This window comes from Sphingomonas sp. 3P27F8 (assembly GCF_005502745.1).
GTDB lineage: Bacteria > Pseudomonadota > Alphaproteobacteria > Sphingomonadales > Sphingomonadaceae > Sphingomonas.
Window position 1 is genome coordinate 35,619 of sequence record NZ_SCNL01000003.1, and the last position, 17,190, is coordinate 52,808.

At 65.4% G+C, this 17,190-nt stretch carries 25 protein-coding genes and 2 other RNA genes; 15 read left to right on the forward strand and 12 right to left on the reverse strand.

The window, feature by feature from the left end; all coding sequences use genetic code 11:
* The first annotated feature begins 31 nt into the window (after window positions 1-31).
* From FFS35_RS04825 to FFS35_RS04840, 4 genes are all read left to right on the forward strand, one after another.
* Window positions 32-277, forward strand: a complete 246-nt coding sequence (locus tag FFS35_RS04825; RefSeq protein ID WP_137786006.1) for a hypothetical protein — start codon at window positions 32-34, stop codon at window positions 275-277.
* 38 nt (window positions 278-315) lie between these two features.
* Window positions 316-413, forward strand: an RNA gene (gene ffs / locus FFS35_RS04830) — signal recognition particle sRNA small type.
* A gap of 85 nt (window positions 414-498) precedes the next feature.
* Window positions 499-2,124, forward strand: coding sequence for a DNA polymerase III subunit gamma/tau (locus tag FFS35_RS04835; RefSeq protein WP_137786007.1), 1,626 nt, complete (start codon window positions 499-501; stop codon window positions 2,122-2,124).
* A complete protein-coding gene (locus FFS35_RS04840) occupies window positions 2,121-2,444 on the forward strand; it encodes a YbaB/EbfC family nucleoid-associated protein (protein ID WP_137786008.1) in 324 nt (107 codons plus the stop codon). The genes FFS35_RS04835 and FFS35_RS04840 overlap by 4 nt, the downstream gene beginning before the upstream one ends.
* A gap of 53 nt (window positions 2,445-2,497) precedes the next feature.
* Here the strand turns inward: FFS35_RS04840 and FFS35_RS04845 are convergent, their stop codons facing one another.
* The 4 genes from FFS35_RS04845 to FFS35_RS04860 all read right to left on the reverse strand — a co-directional run bounded on the left by FFS35_RS04845 (window position 2,498) and on the right by FFS35_RS04860 (window position 5,800).
* Window positions 2,498-3,049 carry a DUF3617 domain-containing protein gene (locus FFS35_RS04845; protein WP_171007509.1) on the reverse strand — a complete coding sequence of 184 codons (552 nt, stop codon included), beginning with the start codon at window positions 3,047-3,049 and terminating at the stop codon, window positions 2,498-2,500.
* A gap of 97 nt (window positions 3,050-3,146) precedes the next feature.
* Complete coding sequence (gene mtgA / locus FFS35_RS04850) at window positions 3,147-3,824, reverse strand: monofunctional biosynthetic peptidoglycan transglycosylase (RefSeq protein WP_137786010.1); 678 nt, start codon at window positions 3,822-3,824, stop codon at window positions 3,147-3,149.
* Window positions 3,825-3,881: 57 nt separating this feature from the next.
* Entirely contained in the window at window positions 3,882-4,784 is a 903-nt protein-coding gene (gene rpoH / locus FFS35_RS04855; RefSeq protein ID WP_137786011.1) for an RNA polymerase sigma factor RpoH, read from the reverse strand.
* 65 nt (window positions 4,785-4,849) lie between these two features.
* Entirely contained in the window at window positions 4,850-5,800 is a 951-nt protein-coding gene (locus tag FFS35_RS04860) for an RluA family pseudouridine synthase (RefSeq protein ID WP_137786012.1), read from the reverse strand.
* A 10-nt stretch (window positions 5,801-5,810) separates the two neighbouring features.
* On the opposite strand from FFS35_RS04860, the gene FFS35_RS04865 reads away from it, so the two are divergent.
* The 11 genes from FFS35_RS04865 (at window position 5,811) to FFS35_RS04915 (ending at window position 14,110) form a co-directional block, all read left to right on the forward strand.
* Window positions 5,811-6,221 (forward strand): M67 family metallopeptidase, encoded by a 411-nt coding sequence (locus FFS35_RS04865; RefSeq protein ID WP_137786013.1) that lies wholly within the window; start codon window positions 5,811-5,813, stop codon window positions 6,219-6,221.
* 70 nt (window positions 6,222-6,291) lie between these two features.
* Complete coding sequence (locus tag FFS35_RS04870; protein ID WP_137786014.1) at window positions 6,292-6,936, forward strand: histidine phosphotransferase family protein; 645 nt, start codon at window positions 6,292-6,294, stop codon at window positions 6,934-6,936.
* A gap of 39 nt (window positions 6,937-6,975) precedes the next feature.
* Window positions 6,976-9,276: a chemotaxis protein CheW gene (locus FFS35_RS04875; protein ID WP_137786015.1), complete on the forward strand. Its 2,301-nt coding sequence runs from the start codon at window positions 6,976-6,978 to the stop codon at window positions 9,274-9,276.
* Complete coding sequence (locus FFS35_RS04880; protein WP_137786016.1) at window positions 9,273-9,698, forward strand: chemotaxis protein CheW; 426 nt, start codon at window positions 9,273-9,275, stop codon at window positions 9,696-9,698. Before FFS35_RS04875 ends, FFS35_RS04880 begins: the two co-directional genes overlap by 4 nt.
* A gap of 64 nt (window positions 9,699-9,762) precedes the next feature.
* Complete coding sequence (locus FFS35_RS04885) at window positions 9,763-10,128, forward strand: response regulator (RefSeq protein WP_137786017.1); 366 nt, start codon at window positions 9,763-9,765, stop codon at window positions 10,126-10,128.
* 13 nt (window positions 10,129-10,141) lie between these two features.
* Window positions 10,142-11,200, forward strand: a complete 1,059-nt coding sequence (locus FFS35_RS04890) for a chemotaxis protein CheB (protein WP_137786018.1) — start codon at window positions 10,142-10,144, stop codon at window positions 11,198-11,200.
* Complete coding sequence (locus FFS35_RS04895) at window positions 11,197-12,060, forward strand: protein-glutamate O-methyltransferase CheR (RefSeq protein WP_249341459.1); 864 nt, start codon at window positions 11,197-11,199, stop codon at window positions 12,058-12,060. Before FFS35_RS04890 ends, FFS35_RS04895 begins: the two co-directional genes overlap by 4 nt.
* A 48-nt stretch (window positions 12,061-12,108) precedes the next feature.
* Window positions 12,109-12,798 carry an N-acetylmuramoyl-L-alanine amidase gene (locus tag FFS35_RS04900; protein WP_137786019.1) on the forward strand — a complete coding sequence of 230 codons (690 nt, stop codon included), beginning with the start codon at window positions 12,109-12,111 and terminating at the stop codon, window positions 12,796-12,798.
* A gap of 10 nt (window positions 12,799-12,808) precedes the next feature.
* An RNA gene (gene rnpB / locus FFS35_RS04905) (RNase P RNA component class A) lies at window positions 12,809-13,188 on the forward strand.
* Between the two features lie 89 nt (window positions 13,189-13,277).
* Entirely contained in the window at window positions 13,278-13,814 is a 537-nt protein-coding gene (locus tag FFS35_RS04910; RefSeq protein ID WP_137786020.1) for a J domain-containing protein, read from the forward strand.
* Complete coding sequence (locus FFS35_RS04915; protein WP_171007510.1) at window positions 13,811-14,110, forward strand: (2Fe-2S) ferredoxin domain-containing protein; 300 nt, start codon at window positions 13,811-13,813, stop codon at window positions 14,108-14,110. Before FFS35_RS04910 ends, FFS35_RS04915 begins: the two co-directional genes overlap by 4 nt.
* Window positions 14,111-14,115: 5 nt before the next feature.
* Here the strand turns inward: FFS35_RS04915 and FFS35_RS04920 are convergent, their stop codons facing one another.
* The 8 genes from FFS35_RS04920 to pspA all read right to left on the reverse strand — a co-directional run bounded on the left by FFS35_RS04920 (window position 14,116) and on the right by pspA (window position 17,118).
* Window positions 14,116-14,529 carry a SufE family protein gene (locus FFS35_RS04920; protein ID WP_137786022.1) on the reverse strand — a complete coding sequence of 138 codons (414 nt, stop codon included), beginning with the start codon at window positions 14,527-14,529 and terminating at the stop codon, window positions 14,116-14,118.
* A 73-nt stretch (window positions 14,530-14,602) separates the two neighbouring features.
* Window positions 14,603-14,842, reverse strand: a complete 240-nt coding sequence (locus FFS35_RS04925; RefSeq protein ID WP_137786023.1) for a hypothetical protein — start codon at window positions 14,840-14,842, stop codon at window positions 14,603-14,605.
* A gap of 15 nt (window positions 14,843-14,857) precedes the next feature.
* Entirely contained in the window at window positions 14,858-15,106 is a 249-nt protein-coding gene (locus FFS35_RS04930; protein WP_137786024.1) for a hypothetical protein, read from the reverse strand.
* A gap of 50 nt (window positions 15,107-15,156) precedes the next feature.
* Window positions 15,157-15,432 carry a hypothetical protein gene (locus FFS35_RS04935; RefSeq protein ID WP_137786025.1) on the reverse strand — a complete coding sequence of 92 codons (276 nt, stop codon included), beginning with the start codon at window positions 15,430-15,432 and terminating at the stop codon, window positions 15,157-15,159.
* A gap of 12 nt (window positions 15,433-15,444) precedes the next feature.
* A complete protein-coding gene (locus FFS35_RS04940; protein ID WP_137786026.1) occupies window positions 15,445-15,747 on the reverse strand; it encodes a hypothetical protein in 303 nt (100 codons plus the stop codon).
* A 30-nt stretch (window positions 15,748-15,777) separates the two neighbouring features.
* Window positions 15,778-16,161 carry an envelope stress response membrane protein PspC gene (gene pspC, locus FFS35_RS04945; RefSeq protein ID WP_137786027.1) on the reverse strand — a complete coding sequence of 128 codons (384 nt, stop codon included), beginning with the start codon at window positions 16,159-16,161 and terminating at the stop codon, window positions 15,778-15,780.
* A complete protein-coding gene (gene pspB / locus FFS35_RS04950; protein WP_137786028.1) occupies window positions 16,161-16,448 on the reverse strand; it encodes an envelope stress response membrane protein PspB in 288 nt (95 codons plus the stop codon). The genes pspC and pspB overlap by 1 nt, the downstream gene beginning before the upstream one ends.
* A 1-nt stretch (window position 16,449) precedes the next feature.
* Window positions 16,450-17,118: a phage shock protein PspA gene (gene pspA / locus FFS35_RS04955; RefSeq protein ID WP_137786029.1), complete on the reverse strand. Its 669-nt coding sequence runs from the start codon at window positions 17,116-17,118 to the stop codon at window positions 16,450-16,452.
* Window positions 17,119-17,190: the final 72 nt, after the last annotated feature.

Consider the following 17,190-nt stretch of genomic DNA (forward strand, 5'->3'; position numbering starts at 1 on the left):
CAATGTCCTTCCCACAAGCAGGAGAAGGCATATGAAGAAGATGATCCTGGGCCTGGCCGGCGTGATGGCGGTCAGCGCGATGGCGCCGAGCGCGGCCGACGCGCAGCGCTGGAACGACGGCAACCGCGACCATCGCGAGTGGCGCGGCGATCGGGGCCACCATCGCGGCTGGGACCGTGGGCGCGGCTGGCATCGCGGGCCGCAGTGGCGGCGGGTCTGCGAATGGCGCGGGCGCTATAAACGCAATCGCGTATGCTATCGCGTCCGCGCCTGGTAAGATAGCTTGAACACGCCGCCCGGCTTCGCCATATGGCGCGCGGGAGTCGGGCGGACGTGGTCGTCGCCAACCTGGTCAGATCCTGACGGAAGCAGCCACAACGATTTCGCCTCGGGTCGTTCCGGCTCCCACCCGTCGGCGCGTGGCGATGCGCACATCTTCGCAAGCCGCACCATCATTTCCCCGCTGACGAATCCTCTGGCAGCGCCTATCTAGGGCGGGTGAATGAACTCTCGACCTCGCTCGGCCTAGACGAACCGCCCCAGCCACAGCGCGGTGCGGACGCCTATCGCGTCCTGGCCCGCAAATACCGGCCGCAGACCTTTTCCGAGTTGATCGGGCAGGAGGCAATGGTGCGAACGCTGGAGAACGCGATCAAGCGTGACCGGATCGCCCACGCCTTTCTGCTGACGGGCGTACGCGGCGTTGGCAAGACTTCCACCGCGCGGCTTATCGCCAAGGCGCTCAACTGCATCGGCGAGGACGGGCAGGGCGGGGCGACGATCGACCCGTGCGGCGTGTGCGAGCCGTGTCGCGCGATTGCCGAGGGGCGGCACATCGACGTGATCGAGATGGACGCCGCCAGCCACACCGGCATCGACGACATCCGCGAGATCATCGAGGCATCGCGATACGCCGCGGTTTCCGCGCGCTACAAGATATATATCATCGACGAGGTTCACATGCTGTCCAAGGCGGCCTTCAACGGGCTGCTCAAGACGCTTGAGGAGCCGCCCGCGCATGTGAAATTCCTGTTTGCCACGACGGAGGTGAACAAGGTGCCCGTCACGGTGCTGTCGCGTTGCCAGCGGTTCGACCTTCGGCGGATACCGGCGGAGATGCTGGCAAATCATTTCACCCGCGTGTGCGAACGCGAGGGCGCGCAAGCCGAGCCCGAGGCGCTGGCGCTGATCGCGCGTGCGGCGGAAGGATCGGCGCGCGATGGGCTGTCGATCCTCGATCAGGCGATCGCGCACGCCGATCTCGAAGGCGGTGGGGTGAGCGCCGCGGCGGTGCGCGAGATGCTGGGCCTGTCGGATCGCGGCGCGGTTCGCGATCTGCTCGGATTGCTGCTGGCGGGCGATGCGCCGGCCGCGCTGGCGGCGCTGCGGCGGCAATATGATCTAGGGGTCGATCCGCAATCGGTTTTCCGCGCGCTGCTGGAGGCGGTGCACGGCGTAACGCTGGCGAAAGTGGGTGCGCCTGACGATCCGGCCCAGCCCGAAGTCGAGCGCGCCGCCTATCGCGAATGGGCGACGAAGCTCTCGTTCGCGATGCTCCACCGGCTCTGGCAGTTGCTGCTCAAGGGGCATGACGAGGTTGCCCGTGCGGCGATGCCGATCGAGACGGCCGAGATGGCGTTGCTGCGTGTCGTCCACGCCTCCACCTTGCCCGATCCCGGCGAACTGGCGCGGCAGATCGCGGGCGGATCGATCCAGGTCAATGGCCCCGCAGCGGCTGCACCCGCGCCGGTGCAGCCCGCGCCGAACGAGTTTGCCGGCTTGATGGCGCTGCTCGAGGATCGCGGGCATCACGCGCTTTATCACCGGCTGCGCAGCGGCGGGCGGCTGGTGCGCATCGCGCATGGCGAGATCGCCTTCAGCGGTTCACGTCCGCTATCCGCCGACACGCTGAGCGAGTTCGCGCAGGTGCTGAAGGCGGAAACCGGGCGCGCGTGGAAGGTCGCCCTGGTGGACGAGCCGGGCGCGCCGACGATGAAGGAGGCGGATGATGCCGCCGAAGAAGCCGCGCGACAGGCGATTCTCGACACGCCGATCGTCGCGGCGGCGCGCATCGCCTTTCCCGACGCCGAACTTATCGAATGGCCCAAACGGAGCATGATGTGAAAGACTTGAACGACATTCTTGCCATGGCGCAGAACGTGCAGAACGAGCTGACCAAGGCACAGGAGAGCCTCGACACGATCGAGGTCGAGGGGGCTGCCGGTGGCGGGCTCGTCAAGGTGAAGGCATCGGCCAAGGGCCGTATCATCGCCGTGACGATCGATGAATCGCTGCTCCAGCCATCCGAAAAGCAGATGGTGGAAGATCTCGTCGCGGCCGCGCTCAACGACGCGCGTGCGAAGGCCGATGCGGCGTCGTCGGCTGAAATGTCGAAGATGACGAGCGGCCTGCCGCTGCCCCCGGGCTTCAAGCTGCCGTTCTGATATGGCTCATGACCGGCGCGGCGTGTGACATCGCCCGCGCCGGTCGATGACGATCAGCTTGCCGCGGGCGTGCAATCGCCGATGCGCGCGCCTTTTATCTTGGTCTTGGTGGTGATCGACTGATCCTGAATGTGCGCGCTGGTCTCGCTCACCAGATCGTAGCTCTTGCTGCCGAAATCGCCCGTGATCTTGCTCTGGATCTTGCTGGCCGGGCCTGCCGGGCCGCCCTGGCAGGTCATCTGCGCGTCGAGCTTGCCGCCCTTGATCGCGAAACTGTCGTAGCGGCAGGATTTCATGCCCTTGCCGCCAAGCAAATCTTCCGGCGGACGTTCGGCCTGCTCCTTCGTGACGCAACTTTCCGCCGTCTGCTTGCCCGTTGCCGACAGTTGCCGCTTCATCGCGTCGGCGACTTGCGCGGGGGCGTTGGCGATCTCGACCGAATCGACCGACACCTCGGTCCGCCATTTGCCGGGCTCCATGCGGATCATGCTGTTTGCCGCGCTCGCGACCTCGGCCACGGATGCATTTTCGGCTTTGAACTCCGGCTTCTTGTCGCACCCGGCGAGGATGAGCGGAATTAGCGCCGCCGCATAGAACAGTTTCATCGTATCCATCTCCCGCGTGTTCCCGACGTGGCTCGTTTGCTCGCCAGTCAGCCCTCAACGCGCGCGATCGGCCGGGTATCCGTTCGGCTGATTTCAATTATCTCAGACAGCTATCTAGGCCATTGCGCCGCACGACTCCGACGTAGCGGGCGAGCGCATTGCCATGGCGCCGGACGAAGCCGCCGGGATCGACCGCCTCCCGCTTCTTCGGCAGCGGCAGTACGGCCGCGATCCGGGCGGCCTCCAGCGGGGTGAGATGGCTGGCGGAATGGTTGAAGTAACGCATCGCCCCGGCCTCCGCACCATAGGTGCCGATGCCCGTTTCAGCGACGTTGAGATACATTTCCATGATCCGCCGCTTGCCCCAGATCGCCTCGATCAGCGCGGTGAACCAGGCCTCGAACGCCTTGCGGACATAGCCGCCGCCTTGAATCAGGAAAACATTCTTCGCGGTCTGCTGGCTGATCGTCGATCCGCCGCGGATGCGACCGCCCTCCGCGTTGCGATAAGCGGCGCCGGCGATCGCCCGGAAATCGAAACCGTGGTGGGAACAGAAACGCGCATCCTCGCCCGCGATCGCGGCGCGCGCCATGTTGGGATCGATCCGGTCAAGCGAACGCCATTGCTTGCTGATCGAGTGGCCGGACAGCAGATCACCCAGCATCGTGAACGTGATCGGCGCCGGTACGAAGCGCAGGATGACCACCCAGAGCACGGATATGCCGACGAACCAGATAGCGATCTTGCCGCCGATGCGAAGGATGCGAGCGATCATATTCCCGTCGTTAGCCGAGCAACATGATCGCCAGCAATGCCCCGTCGCCGACCGGTCTCAGGCGGGGAGCAGACGCTTCTCGCCGGCCAGCCGCATCATCGCTTTCTGCAGCTTTTCGAAGGCGCGTACCTCGATCTGGCGCACGCGCTCGCGGCTGACGCCATAGACCTGCGAGAGTTCTTCCAGCGTCTTGGGATCGTCCGTAAGGCGGCGCTCGGTGAGGATGTACTTTTCGCGGTCGTTGAGGTCATCCATCGCCGAAACCAGCATATCGTGCCGCACATCCGCTTCCTGGGCGTCAGCCACCACCGTGTCCTGAAGCGGCGAATCGTCGGCAAGCCAATCCTGCCACTGGCCCTCGCCATCTTCGCGCATCGGCACGTTGAGGCTGGTGTCGCCGCCCATCGCCATGCGACGGTTCATGCTGACCACGTCCGCTTCGGACACGCCCAGATCAGTCGCGATCTTGGTCAGATCCTCAGGGCGAAGATCGCCATCCTCGAATGCATCGAGGCGGGCCTTCATCCGGCGCAGGTTGAAGAACAGCTTCTTCTGCGCGGCCGTCGTGCCCATCTTCACCAGGCTCCACGAGCGCAAGATGAATTCCTGGATCGAGGCCCTGATCCACCACATCGCATAGGTGGCGAGGCGGAACCCGCGATCGGGCTCGAACTTCTTCACGCCCTGCATCAGGCCGATATTGCCCTCCGAGATCAGCTCGCTGACGGGGAGGCCATAGCCGCGATAGCCCATCGCGATCTTAGCGACGAGGCGCAGATGCGACGTGACGAGCTGGGCAGCAGCCTCGGTATCGCCATGCTCCTGAAAACGCTTGGCGAGCATATATTCCTGCTCGGGGGCCAGAATGGGGAATTTCTTGATCTCGGCCAGATAGCGGTTGAGGCTCTGCTCCCCACCGAGCGCAGGGATCGTCGCTGGGACGTTGCTGCGGTTTGCCATGATCGTTACCCTTTCCCTTTCCCGGAAAGTCGCGGCCCCAAACGGGTGTCGCGTCGTTTCCCGAACTATACGTTGAGCTGAATGAACAGTTCCTGCATGTCAGCAGGCATTGCACTTTCGAACGACAAAGCGTTTCTTGTTATAGGATGAATGAACCCCAGGCGGGCCGCGTGCAAGGCCTGGCGGCGGAAACCGAGCGTTTCCAGGATCGCGCGATGCGCCTGTTTCGTCCGGCCATAGACGGGATCGCCGAGCAGCGCATGGCCCAGCGACGCCATATGCACGCGGACCTGATGCGTTCGCCCGGTTTCGAGGCGGCATTCCACCAGCGCGGCATCGCGGTTGAGGCGCTCGACCGTTCTGTAATGCGTCACCGCACGTTTGCCGCCGCTGACGATCGCGATCTTCTTGCGGTTCTGCGGGCTGCGCGCCAGCGGCGCATCGACGGTTCCGGCGGGCGGCATGGGTTGGCCCGAGACGATCGCGAGATAGCGGCGATCGATCGAATGGTCGGCGAACTGCTTCGCCAGCCCCTCGTGCGTCCGATCCGTCTTCGCGGCGACCATCAGGCCGGAGGTGTCCTTGTCGATCCGGTGGACAATGCCCGGCCGCGCTACCCCGCCGATCCCCGAGAGCGATCCCTTGCAGTGATGCAGCAATGCGTTGACCAACGTGCCGTCGAGATTGCCGGCGGCGGGATGGACGACCAGCCCGGCCGGCTTGTCGATGACGATTAGGTGTTCATCTTCGAACGTGACGACGAGCGGGATATCCTGCGCTTCATTATGCGCCGGCACGGGATCGGGAATGGTGATGGCGAACATCTCGCCAGCCGCGGCCTTTCGCGCCGGCTCGCGGACCAGTTGACCGTCGCGAGAAACCTTGCCGCCCGCGATCAGCACCTTCAGCCGCTCACGCGACAGGGTGGGAACAGCCTCCGCGAGTGCACGATCCAGGCGCCAGCCGGCTGCCGCCGCCGTGATCGTCGCTTGAATAACGGAAGTCCCCCGGTGCATTGTGTCTTAGATGGATAGTACGCTCATGATTTCAAGATCGCTGCTCGCACAACTCGCCGCGGAAGCGGGGGCGAGCGGCGAGGAAATATGCGGGCTTATCCTGCAACCGCGGAATGGCGGAATCAGCCTGCTGCGATGCGCGAACGTGCATCCACAACCGGCCGCCCGGTTCGAACTCGATCCTGTAGCGTTGCTGGCGGCGCATCGCGCGGCGCGGGCGAGCGGCGATGCAGTGATCGGCCACTATCATTCGCACCCGTCGGGTGACGCCATGCCATCGCTTACCGACGCGGCGAGCGCGGCGCCTGACGGGGCGGTCTGGCTGATCGTGGGGCGAGGTGGCGAGGCGCGGGCGTGGCGTGCCGTGCACGATGGAGCGGTGCATGGTCGCTTCGATCCGCTGGTGATCGTTGCGGACTAGACTTGCGCGCGAGTCCGCGCTTCGCCAATACGCGGGCGGCGGCACTTATGCGTGCCTGGAGGGGACCTATATGACGATCAGCCCGGTCGATTTCGCCAGCCTGCTCTGCTCGCGGCTGTGCCACGACCTGCTGTCGCCGGTAGGGGCGCTCAACAACGGCCTGGAATTGCTGGCGGACGAAACAGATCCGGCGATGCGCGAGCGCTGTCTGGAGCTGCTGAACGACAGCGCGCGGGCTTCTGCGAACAAGCTCAAATTCTTCCGGCTGGCGTTCGGCGCCGCCGGCGGTTTCGGGGATATGGTCGACACGCGCGAGGCGAAGGTCGCGATCGAGGGGCTGCTGGGGGACAACAAGCGGCTGGAGCTGCAATGGCTGGTCGAGGAAGCCGAACTACCCAAAACCGCGATCAAGGTGCTGCTGAACCTTGCGATGATCGCCGGCGACGCATTGGTGCGCGGCGGCACGCTGGCGATCGGCGGAGAGAATAACGCCGGGGTAATCGAGATCGTGCTGAAGGCGGAGGGGCCGCGCGTCATCCTTGACGACGAGCTGCGGCTGACATTGCTCGACGGCGCCGACGGGCGCGAGATCACGCCGCGCGGCGCGGCGGCCTATCTTGTCCATTCGCTCGTCACCGAAACCGGCGGGTCGGTGCAGGTGAGTGCGCCGTCGGAGAATGTGCTCCTGTTCGGCGCGGCGCTCAACGGCCGGTAAACGCTGATTTAACTGTCAGCGGTGCACAGCTACCGCGACATGGAAGACCTGCTGCCGGAATTCATCGCCGAAACCCGCGAATCGCTGGAAGCGATCGCGGGCGAGATCGTCGCGTGGGAAGCCGATCCGGCCGATAGCGCCCGGCTCGATTCGATCTTTCGCTTTGTGCACACCGTAAAGGGCAGTTGCGGTTTCCTGGATCTGCCCCGGGTCGGCCGCCTCAGCCATGCGGCGGAGGATGTGCTGGCGGCGGTCCGCTCGGGCGAGCGGTTGCCGGATCGCGGGCTGGTCAACGCCGTGCTCTCCATCGTCGATCGCATCGGCGAGATCGTGGAGGCGATCGATGCAGGCGTCGCGCTTGATGACAGCGGCGAGGACGCGCTGATCGCTGCGCTTGATGGGGGGGACGGGAATGGTGTGGACGATTTCGACGCGGACGGTGTCGCGCTGATCGCCCAACCCACGATGCTCGCCGCTCGCGGGCAGACCCGCAGCATCCGCCTGTCGGTCGATCTGCTCGACCGCATGATGAACGGTGTGTCGGAGATGGTGTTGGCGCGCAACGAACTGGCGCGCCGATTGCGGGACAGCGGGGAGGAACTGGTCGGTTCCACGCTCGATCGCCTGTCACAGACGGTGGCCGATCTGCGCGACACGGTGACGCGCACGCGGATGCAGACCGTCGATGCGCTGTTCTCGGCGCTCCCCCGCGTCGTGCGGGATACGGCCGCCGCACTTGGCAAGCAGGTGTCGCTGTCGATCGATGGCGGCGATGTGGAGCTGGATCGCGAGATGATCGAGCTGCTGCGCGATCCACTGGTTCACATGGTCCGCAACGCCCTGGATCACGGCCTCGAAACCCCCGCCGAGCGCCGCAGGGCAGGAAAGCGCGAGACCGGGCGGCTCACCGTCTCGGCGCGGCAATCGGGTAATCGCATCCTGGTGGAGATTGCGGACGATGGGCGCGGGATCGATACGAACCTGTTGCTGGCGCGCGCGCTGGCGAAGAACCCCTCGCGCGATGCGGAACTTCGCGCGCTGGGCGAGCGCGGGCGGCTTGATCTGATCTTCGAGCCGGGTTTGTCGAGCCGCGATGTCGTGACCGAAACCTCCGGGCGCGGCGTCGGCATGGATGTCGTGCGGACCAACGTGGAGCAGATCGGCGGGCGGATCGCGATTGCCAACAATCCCGGTCGCGGGCTGAGTATCACGCTTGAAGTGCCGCTGACGCTGGCGATCCTGTCGGCGGTGATTGTCGAGGCAGGCGGCCAGGCGTTCGCGCTGCCGCGTCAGGCCGTCGACGAGATCGTGTCCGCGCGCGCGAACGTGGTGCGGATCGATGCGATCGGCGAGGGGCGGGTCGCCACGATCCGCGAGCGTCAGTTGCCGCTGGTCGCGCTCGATCGGCTGCTCGGCCTGCCGCATCGCCCGCCCGCGCTGTTGATCGTGGTGGATGTGCCTGGCGGCGCCTACGCGCTTGCCGTCGATACGGTAATCGATACCGAGGAGCTCGTCATCAAGCCCGCAGCGCCCGCGGTGATGCGCGCAGGCGTCTATGCCGGACAGAGCCTGCCGGACAGTGGACGTCCGATGCTGCTGCTCGACGCTGCCGGCATCGCGACGGTTGCCGGGCTGCAGTTCTCCGCGATCGAGCGCGAAGAAGCGCTCGCCGCCGCTCCTCTCGGCGAGGAAGGTATCCAGGCCTTGCTGTTTCACGATATCGACGGACGGCGCCGCGCGATCGCCCTGGCGGCGGTCAACCGGATCGAGGCGCTGCCGCGCGAGGCGATCCACGAGGCGGCAGGCCAGTGGTGGATGACCGCCGGCGGCCAGGCGATCGGGCTGGTCTGCGCGGTTCCGCCCCGCGCGGCCGAACCGGGATGGTCGGCGCTGCGACTGAACGAGGAACTGGGTGCGCTCGCCTATCCCGTGCGCGAGGCGCTCGATATCGTCACGCTGCCGGCGGAGATTTCGCCGGCGTCGGTTCCCGGCGTGATCGCGGGTGTCGTGATGCTGGATGGCCAGCCGGTCGAACTGATCGACCCGCTGGTACTGACCGAGAGCGCCCTTAACGCGCGACGCGCGCCGATCTGCCTGCTGCGCGGGCCCGAAGCGGGCTGGATGGAAATATTCCTCAAGCCCTCGATCGAGGCGGCCGGTTATCGGGTCGTGCGCCGTCTGGTGGAGGGAGAAACACCCGACGTCATAGTCGCCATGGACGGTGACGAGGCGGCTGGCGGTGACGCTGCCCGCGTGCTTCGACTGGGCCGCACGCCGGCCGACCCGCTTTACCGTTATGATCGTGCCGCTCTGCTCACCGCGCTGGAGAAAGCCGCATGACCGACAGCGACCTCCACCTGATCGGCTATCTCGGCGGCCGTGGAGTATTGTTCAACGCGGCGCAGGTCGAGGCCGTGGTCGATGTGGGTGAGATCGTCCCGGCGCCCGGCGCGGCGCCTGCGGTGCGCGGATTGACTGCACTGCGCAGCCGGGTGGTGACGGTGATCGATACCTGGCAGGTGCTCGGGCTGCCCGCGCCGGTCGAACCGCGCAATCGCGCGGTGACGACCTCGGTAGACGGGCAGCTTTACGCGGTGCTGCTCGATGGCATGGAGGACGTCGCGCCGGTGGAGATCGCGCCGCTCGCGTCCGGCGTCGCGGTCGGCGATCACTGGGCTCAGGTGGCTGCCGGATCGGCCGTGCGTGACGGCGAACCGATGCTGGTGGTGGACTTGCCCCGCCTGGTTTCACGCGTCGTGTGATTAACCTTGCCGTTACCGCTCTCTGTCATGAACAAATATCTTTGCGTTCCAACAGGATTACCTCATGAAATCGTGCCTCGTCGTCGATGATTCCAAGGTTATCCGCAAAGTTGCGCGGCACATCCTGGAGGGAATGGATTTTTCGGTGACGGAAGCGGCGGACGGGCGTGAGGCGCTCGACCATTGCGTCGCGGCAGCGCCTGATGTTGTGCTGCTGGACTGGAACATGCCCGTGATGAGCGGGATGGAGTTTCTGCGCGCGCTGCGCGAGACGGCGCTCACGTCCCGGCCGAAGGTGGTGTTCTGCACCACCGAAAACGGCACCGCGCATATCCGCGCCGCGATCGAGGCGGGGGCCGACGAATATGTCATGAAGCCGTTTGATCGCGAGACGCTCGAAAGCAAGTTCCAGATCGTCGGCCTCGCCTGATCCGGGGCTGACGATGCAGGCAACGGCCAGCCATTCACTGGAACGATCACGGCCTGTTCCGCGGGTATTGATCGTCGACGATTCGGTTGTCGCGCGGGCCGTACTCGCGCGAATGACGGAGGAAGACGGGCAGTTCGTCGTCGCCGGCGCGGTGGCCGATATTTCCGGTGCACTCGCCTTTCTGGCGGGCGAGCCGGTGGATATCATCCTGCTCGATCTGGAGATGCCGGGCGTTGACGGGCTCACCGGGCTTCCAGACCTGCTGGCCATTTGCGGCACCGCCAAAGTGCTCGTCGTATCGTCAAGCTGCGATCAGGGAGCATCGGCAACCGTTCAGGCGCTGGCGCTTGGCGCTGCCGACACGCTGGTAAAACCGGGTGGTACAGGGTTCGCGGGTCGTTTCGCCGACAGCCTGCGCGAGCGCATGACGCGTCTTACCGAGCGCGAGGTGGCACCGGCATGGCGCTCGCACGGCCCCGGCGCGGCCGCGAGGCAATTCGACGTAGTGGCGATCGGCGCGTCGACCGGCGGGATACACGCTTTGTCCGCGCTGTTGCGAGCTATTCCGGCGGCGTTCGATCGGCCGATTCTTATCACCCAGCACCTGCCGGCGGCGTTTTCGCCGTATTTCGCCGCGCAGATGGCGGTGCTTGGCAACCGACCGTGCGATGTCGCCGGCGACCGGATGCGGCTCCAGCCGGGAAGGATCGTCGTGGCGCCGGGGGATGCTCACATGATCGGGGTTTCGATTGCCGAAGGGGTGGGCGCACTTCGGCTTTCCCGAGAGCCGGTCGCCAATGGCAACATGCCTTCGGTGGACCCGATGTTCGCCTCGCTCGCCGATATTTACGGCCCACGGCTCCTCGCGATCGTGCTGAGCGGTATGGGGCGAGACGGCCTTGAGGGAGCGGGCGAGGTTCGGCGTGCCGGCGGCACGGTGGTGGTGCAGGATGAAGCGTCGTCGGTCATCTGGGGAATGCCTGGCGCGGTTGCGGCGGCCGGTTATGCCGACGCGATGATGACGCCCGAGGAAATCGGCGCGATGATTGCCGCCCAGGCCAGTCCCCGGTGAGCGCGTTTGCGGAAACCGCCAGCGCCAGCGGCGTCTCGATCGGCGTACTTGCAGCGCTCCTTGAGGAGCGCACCGGGCAACGGCTTTCCTCGTCGCGAACCTGGCGGATCGATGTCGCCCTGAAGCCGCTCGTCGCGGAATGCGGTTTCGCAACGATCGACCAGCTCGTCCAGCGCTGGCGCGTCGGCAGGGATGCGGCGATGGGCGAACGGATCGTCGATGCGTTGCTGAATCAGGAAACCTCATTCTTCCGTGACCCCGGTGTCCTTGACGCATTTGCGGAGGCGGTGCTGGCGGGGGGCGGGGATCGTCCGCGCTTGTGGTCCGCGGGCTGCGCCTTCGGTCAGGAGCCGCTGTCGCTGGCGATGTCTTTCGCGGAGCGCGGCGCGGTGCCGGAAATCGTCGCGACTGATGTCTCACAGAATGCGCTGCTCCGCGCCCGCGCCGCGCGATACAGCCAGTTCGAGATACAACGCGGGCTCGCGGTCACGCGCATGTTGCGTTGGTTCGGGCAGGTGGGGAATGACTGGGTCGCCGCGCCCGAGCTGCGCTCGCTCATCACGTATCGCCGCAACAACCTTGTCGACGATCCTCCCCCGGCTGGCCGGTTCGACGGAATATTGTGTCGCAACGTGCTGTTTTACCTTGCTCCCGTTCTGCGCACGCGCATCCTGGGGCGACTGGCGGACGCGATGCGCCCCGGTGGTCTGCTGATGCTTGGTGCGGGCGAGACGGTGATCGGGCTTTCCGACCGTTTCATACCCAGCCAGCGCTTCCGCGGCTTTTACGAGCGGGCTCCCGACGCGAAGGTTAGACGACCGTTCCCGCAAGCCCTTGGTTCCGCCGCAACATCGGGCTAGCCATGGACGACAGGCAGCGAAGCACGCGCGCCGGCATGGGACTATGCAATGAAGATCATCGAGGCGCCGTCGCCCAATTTTGACGAGCGATCGCTGCCGGTCACGATGATCGTGCTGCACTATACGGGCATGCAGGACGGCGAATCCGCTATTGCCCGTCTGCGTGACCCGGAGGCCAAGGTCTCGTCGCATTATGTGGTTGCCGAGGATGGCACGGTCTTGCGGCTCGTCGACGAGGAAAGGCGAGCCTGGCATGCCGGAGCGTCGCACTGGCGCGATATCGAGGATGTGAACTCGGCCTCCGTGGGGATCGAGATCGTCAATCCGGGGCATGAATTCGGCTACCGCCCGTTCCCGGACGAGCAGGTCGAGGCGGTGATCCGCCTGGTCCACGATATCAAGGATCGCCACCAGATCACGCGCGGCAACATCGTCGGCCATTCCGATATCGCGCCCGCGCGCAAGCGCGACCCGGGGGAGCTGTTCCCGTGGGGAAAGCTCGCACGGCTCCGGCTGGCGCTGCCGCGCCCGACCAAGAATCTGGTGGATCCGATGTGGAGCCAGCCCGGCTTCCTGCTGGCGCTGGAGCGATTCGGCTATGACGTGAGCGACGCGATGGCGGCGATCATGGCATTCCAGCGGCGGTTTCGGCCGGAACTGGTCGATGGCGAGGTTGATGCAGAATGCCGCATGATCCTGCTCGCGCTGCTGCTTCCCAAACCGCAGGGAGACGACTAGAGCGGTGCCGCCAGAGGGCCGGGCGGCCGCGGCCCCCGCTTTCAGCGGGGGGCGAGGAAAGTCCGGGCTCCACGGAACAACGGTGGCGGGTAACGCCCGCCGGGGGTGACCCCAGGGAAAGTGCCACAGAGAGCAGACCGCCAAACGCCCGGCAACGGGCGCGGCAAGGGTGAAAGGGTGCGGCAAGAGCGCACCGCGCGGCTGGCAACAGCGGCGGCATGGCAAACCCCACCGGGAGCAAAACCGAATAGGGGCGGCATATCGGCGTGTTCCCGCCGGTCGCCCGGGTTGGTTGCTTGAGCCTGTCGGCAACGGCGGGCCTAGAGGAATGGTCGCCCAATCCCGGCTCGCCGGGATGGACAGAACCCGGCTTACAGGCCCTCTGGCTATTTTCATCCGGGCACCGGCTGCCGGGTTCGGGGCGACTGAGTGCGCGCCGACGGTTGCGTCGCCGCGCAATCGCCTTATGTCGCTTCGCGATGGCGCGATCGAGCAGGACCAATGATTGGGGTTTTCCACGCTGGCGGGGCTATGGCGCCGGGCGGGAGGCGCAGCAGGTGCGCATCTGCGATCGCCATGGCTGCGATGAGCCGGGCGATTGCCCGGCGCCCAAATCACCCAACAGCCCGGATCGCTGGTATTTCTGCGAGCGCCATGCCGCCGAATACAATCGTGGCTGGAACTATTTCGAGGGATTGAGCGCCGAGGAAGCCGCGGAGCGCGAGGCGGCGGAGCGGCGGGATGCCTCCGGTTTCGAACAGGCCAGGCATTATGGCTGGGGCGGCCCGGGCGATGGAACCCGATCCCGCGACGAGATGCGCGCGCTGGAGGTGCTGGAGCTCGAGTCCGACGCCGATTTCGACGCGGTGCGCGCGGCCTGGCGGCGGCTTGCGAAGGCCAATCATCCCGATGTGCGGCCCGGCGATACGGATGCCGCGACACGTTTTCAGGCGATTCAGGCTGCGTATGATGTGCTGCGTGTCGCCGAGGAAGCCAGAACCTGGCGCCCGGCATGAAGCACGCGCGGGCGCAGTGGCATGGTGCGGCGCTGGTGTGTGGCAAATGCACCCGCAAGATCGGTGGCGGTTTCGGGAAGAGCGGGCGCGGGGCGCTCGCGAAGGCGCTGCGCAAATTTCCCGGGCTGGGGAAGGGGCGCAAGGCCGAGGTTGGGGTGATCGAGACGAAGTGCCTTGGCCTCTGCCCCAAGAATGCCGTGACCGTCGTGGATACGCGTCGTCCGGGTGAGTGGCTGGTGATCGATCGCCATGACGATGTTGCCCTGCTGGCCGCCCGACTGCTGGCGCGTTTCTGATCCGATCAGGCGAGCCGCGCGGCGGTATCGCGGATCAACGCGATCATGTTCGGGATGCCCTGGGTCCGGTTCGAGCTGAGTTGCGCTTTCAATTCGAACGGCGCCAGCGCGGCGTCGATATCGGTGGCGCGCACCTCCGCCGGTGTGTGATCCTGCACGGTCGCGAGCACCAATGCGATAATTCCCTTGGTGATCGCCGCATTGCTGTCCGCCAGGAAATGCAGCGTCCCGTCCTCGCGCTGCTGGGGATAGACCCAGACCGCGGCCGAACAGCCGCGAACCAGGGTCGCATCCGTCTTGAGCGCGTCCGGCATCGGCTCCAGCCCCCGGCCAAGATCGATCAGCAGCCGGTAGCGATCGTCGGCATCGAGAAATTCATATTCGGCGTGGAGCTCGGCGATATCGGTGCGGTCGGCCATTGTCGCACCGCCTAGAGTTTCCCGGGCACGGTCGCAACCTCGACGCGCGAGGCGACGGTGCCCGGTTTCACGATTACAGATCGACGCCGGCGGCGATCGCCTCCAGCTTGCGGATGCGCTCCTTGAGATCGGCGATCTCGATTCGCGCGGTCGTGCTTGGCGCGCCGGGTGCGCGCAGGTCATTTTCCATGGCGATCTGGTTCTGCTTGAGTTGCAGCCAGCCGCGCCATCCCGAAAGCCCGGCGCCGATCAGCATTGCAAGACCGGCAAGCGCGGCGGACGCCATGGTGAGATAGAAGCTCGGGTCGGACATTGTTCGACTCCCTCGTCAGCGATCGCGCAGCTCGTCGATCTGACGGCTCAGATCGTGGCTGCCATGATTGTCGGTGATGACACGTTCAAGGACGGCGACACGATCCTTGAGCTGGCGGATCTCGTCCCGCGCGGCGATGAGGTCGGCCGGGGGAAGGAGCTGTTGCCCATCCTGCTCGCGGCCGAGCGCCTTGTAGCGTTCGGAGAAAATCTTGCCCAGCGTCGCGATCAGCACGATCGCAACCACCATTGAAAACGGACCCATCGTCCAGGCTCCCTTGCCCTAGTTTGTTTGTCAGCGTCGTTTGAACGACGTCAGTTCAACTGATGATCGTCGCGCAGTCGCTCGATTTCATGTGCAACTGCGATGCCTTTGTCAGTCACGATCCTCTCGAGCACCCGCACGCGTTGTTCGAGCCGATCGGTATGCGCCGCATATTGCGCCGCTTTCTCCGCGGCCTGCGCGTTGAGCGTGGCAGCCATCGTCTCCTTGTGACGCAGCCAGCGCTTGAACGTCTCGCCCCCGATGCCGAGTGTCACCGGCAGGCCGATCACGATCATGAAGAAGGCCAGAATGAACCACTCCTGCATGTTGAGTGCTCCTCAATTCGCCCGATCGCGCAGCGCTTCGATTTCGGCGGCGGTGCGGGTCGCGGGATCCGTTGCGATCCGTTCCAGCACGGCGAGGCGATCTTCGAGGCGACTGATCTGTCCGGTCAGCTTTTCGTTTTCGTTCGACAGCAGCATGATCTGCCGCTGATCGTCGAGGCTCGAAGCTCCGCGACGCCCCCGGCGAATGTCGTCCAGCGGGTATCCGTGCTTCGCCTGAACCCAGGTGCGGAAGGCGCGGCTGCCAAAAACGATCCCGACGATGGCGATCGGCACCAGGAAACCGAAGTCGTGCATGACAATTCTCTCCGTTGCCCGCTTATGCCCTTAGCGCAGGCTGTCGATCTCGTTGGCGAGTTGCGTGTTGCGGCTGGTGTAGTGCAGCTCGATATCGGCCAGCCGGCGATCCAGTTCGCGGAACTTGGAGCGGACCTCGCCGGTGGTGCGTTTCGGATTGGAGCGCACGCCCTGCCAGAATTTCTCTTCGTCGCGGCTGTTGTAGAGGCCGATCGGCTTCTTCGGCGTGACCCAGGCGATCACCATGTACGCGATGATGATCCACCATTGCTGCGCGATGAAGACCATCGCTGCGGTGCCCAGACGCACCCAGAGCGGATCGATCCCGGTATAATCGGCGATCCCGGCGCAGACGCCTTTCCACTTGGCATTCTGCTTGTCGAGATAGAACCTTGTCGGGCTGTCCTCGGCCATCAGTTCCTCCTCTGATGCTGGTCTTCCAGCCGATAGTCGCGATCGCGGCTGTAATCGGTGAGACCCGGTCGGAAATCGGGATTGTCGGCGGCGACCAGCCGCTCGACGGTTGTCACGCGGTCCTCAAGCCGGCGGGCGAGCGAGTGAAGCTCGTCGAGCAACTGCTCGTCCTCGGTCGTCATCGCGCCGGGGGCCTGCTTCCATTTCGTGACATAGTGCATGATCAGCCAGGGCAATCCGATGAACAGGATGCCGCAGACGAACACCGGGACGAGAACGTCCTCCATTTCAATTCCCCTTGCTCAGCCGCGCCTTCAGCGCAGCCAGTTCGGCGTCGATCCGGTCAGCGGATTTCAGCTCTGCTATCTCTTCGTCGAGCGTCTTGGGTTGTGCGCCCAGGCCCATTGCGTCTGCGCGCCCTTCGGCCTCGTCCACGCGGCGCTCCAGCATATCGAACCGGCTGAACGCCTCGTGCGTGCGAGGGCCGTTCCACATCTCGCGAAGCCGGGTGCGGTTGTTGGCGCTTTCCAGGCGGGTCGCGATATTGTTCTGCTTGGCACGCGCCTCGCGCAGCTTGCTCTGCAGCTTCGCGATGTCGTCCTCCGAAGACCGCAGCGAATCGTCCAAGACCTTCACCTCGGCGCGGAGCTGTTCCATCATGTCACTGGCGCGCTGCCGCTCCATCAGGGCGGCCTTCGCCAGATCCTCGCGATCCTTGGAAAGCGCCAGCTCCGCTTTCTCCGTCCAGTTCGCCTCAAGCGCTTCCAGTTTCGCGATGTGGCGGCGCATTTCCTTGCTGTCGGCGATCGTCCGTGCGGCTGACGCCCGGACCTCCACCAGCGTTTCCTCCATCTCGAGGATGATCATGCGGATCATCTTCGCGGGATCTTCCGCCTTTTCGAGCAGCTCTGCCATATTCGCGGCGACGATGTCGCGGGTGCGGGAAAAGATGCCCATTCACGAAACTCCAAATTTGCCCCCGCCGATATAAACGTTCCGCCGGGGTGGGGCGAGGGGGCGACGCATGCC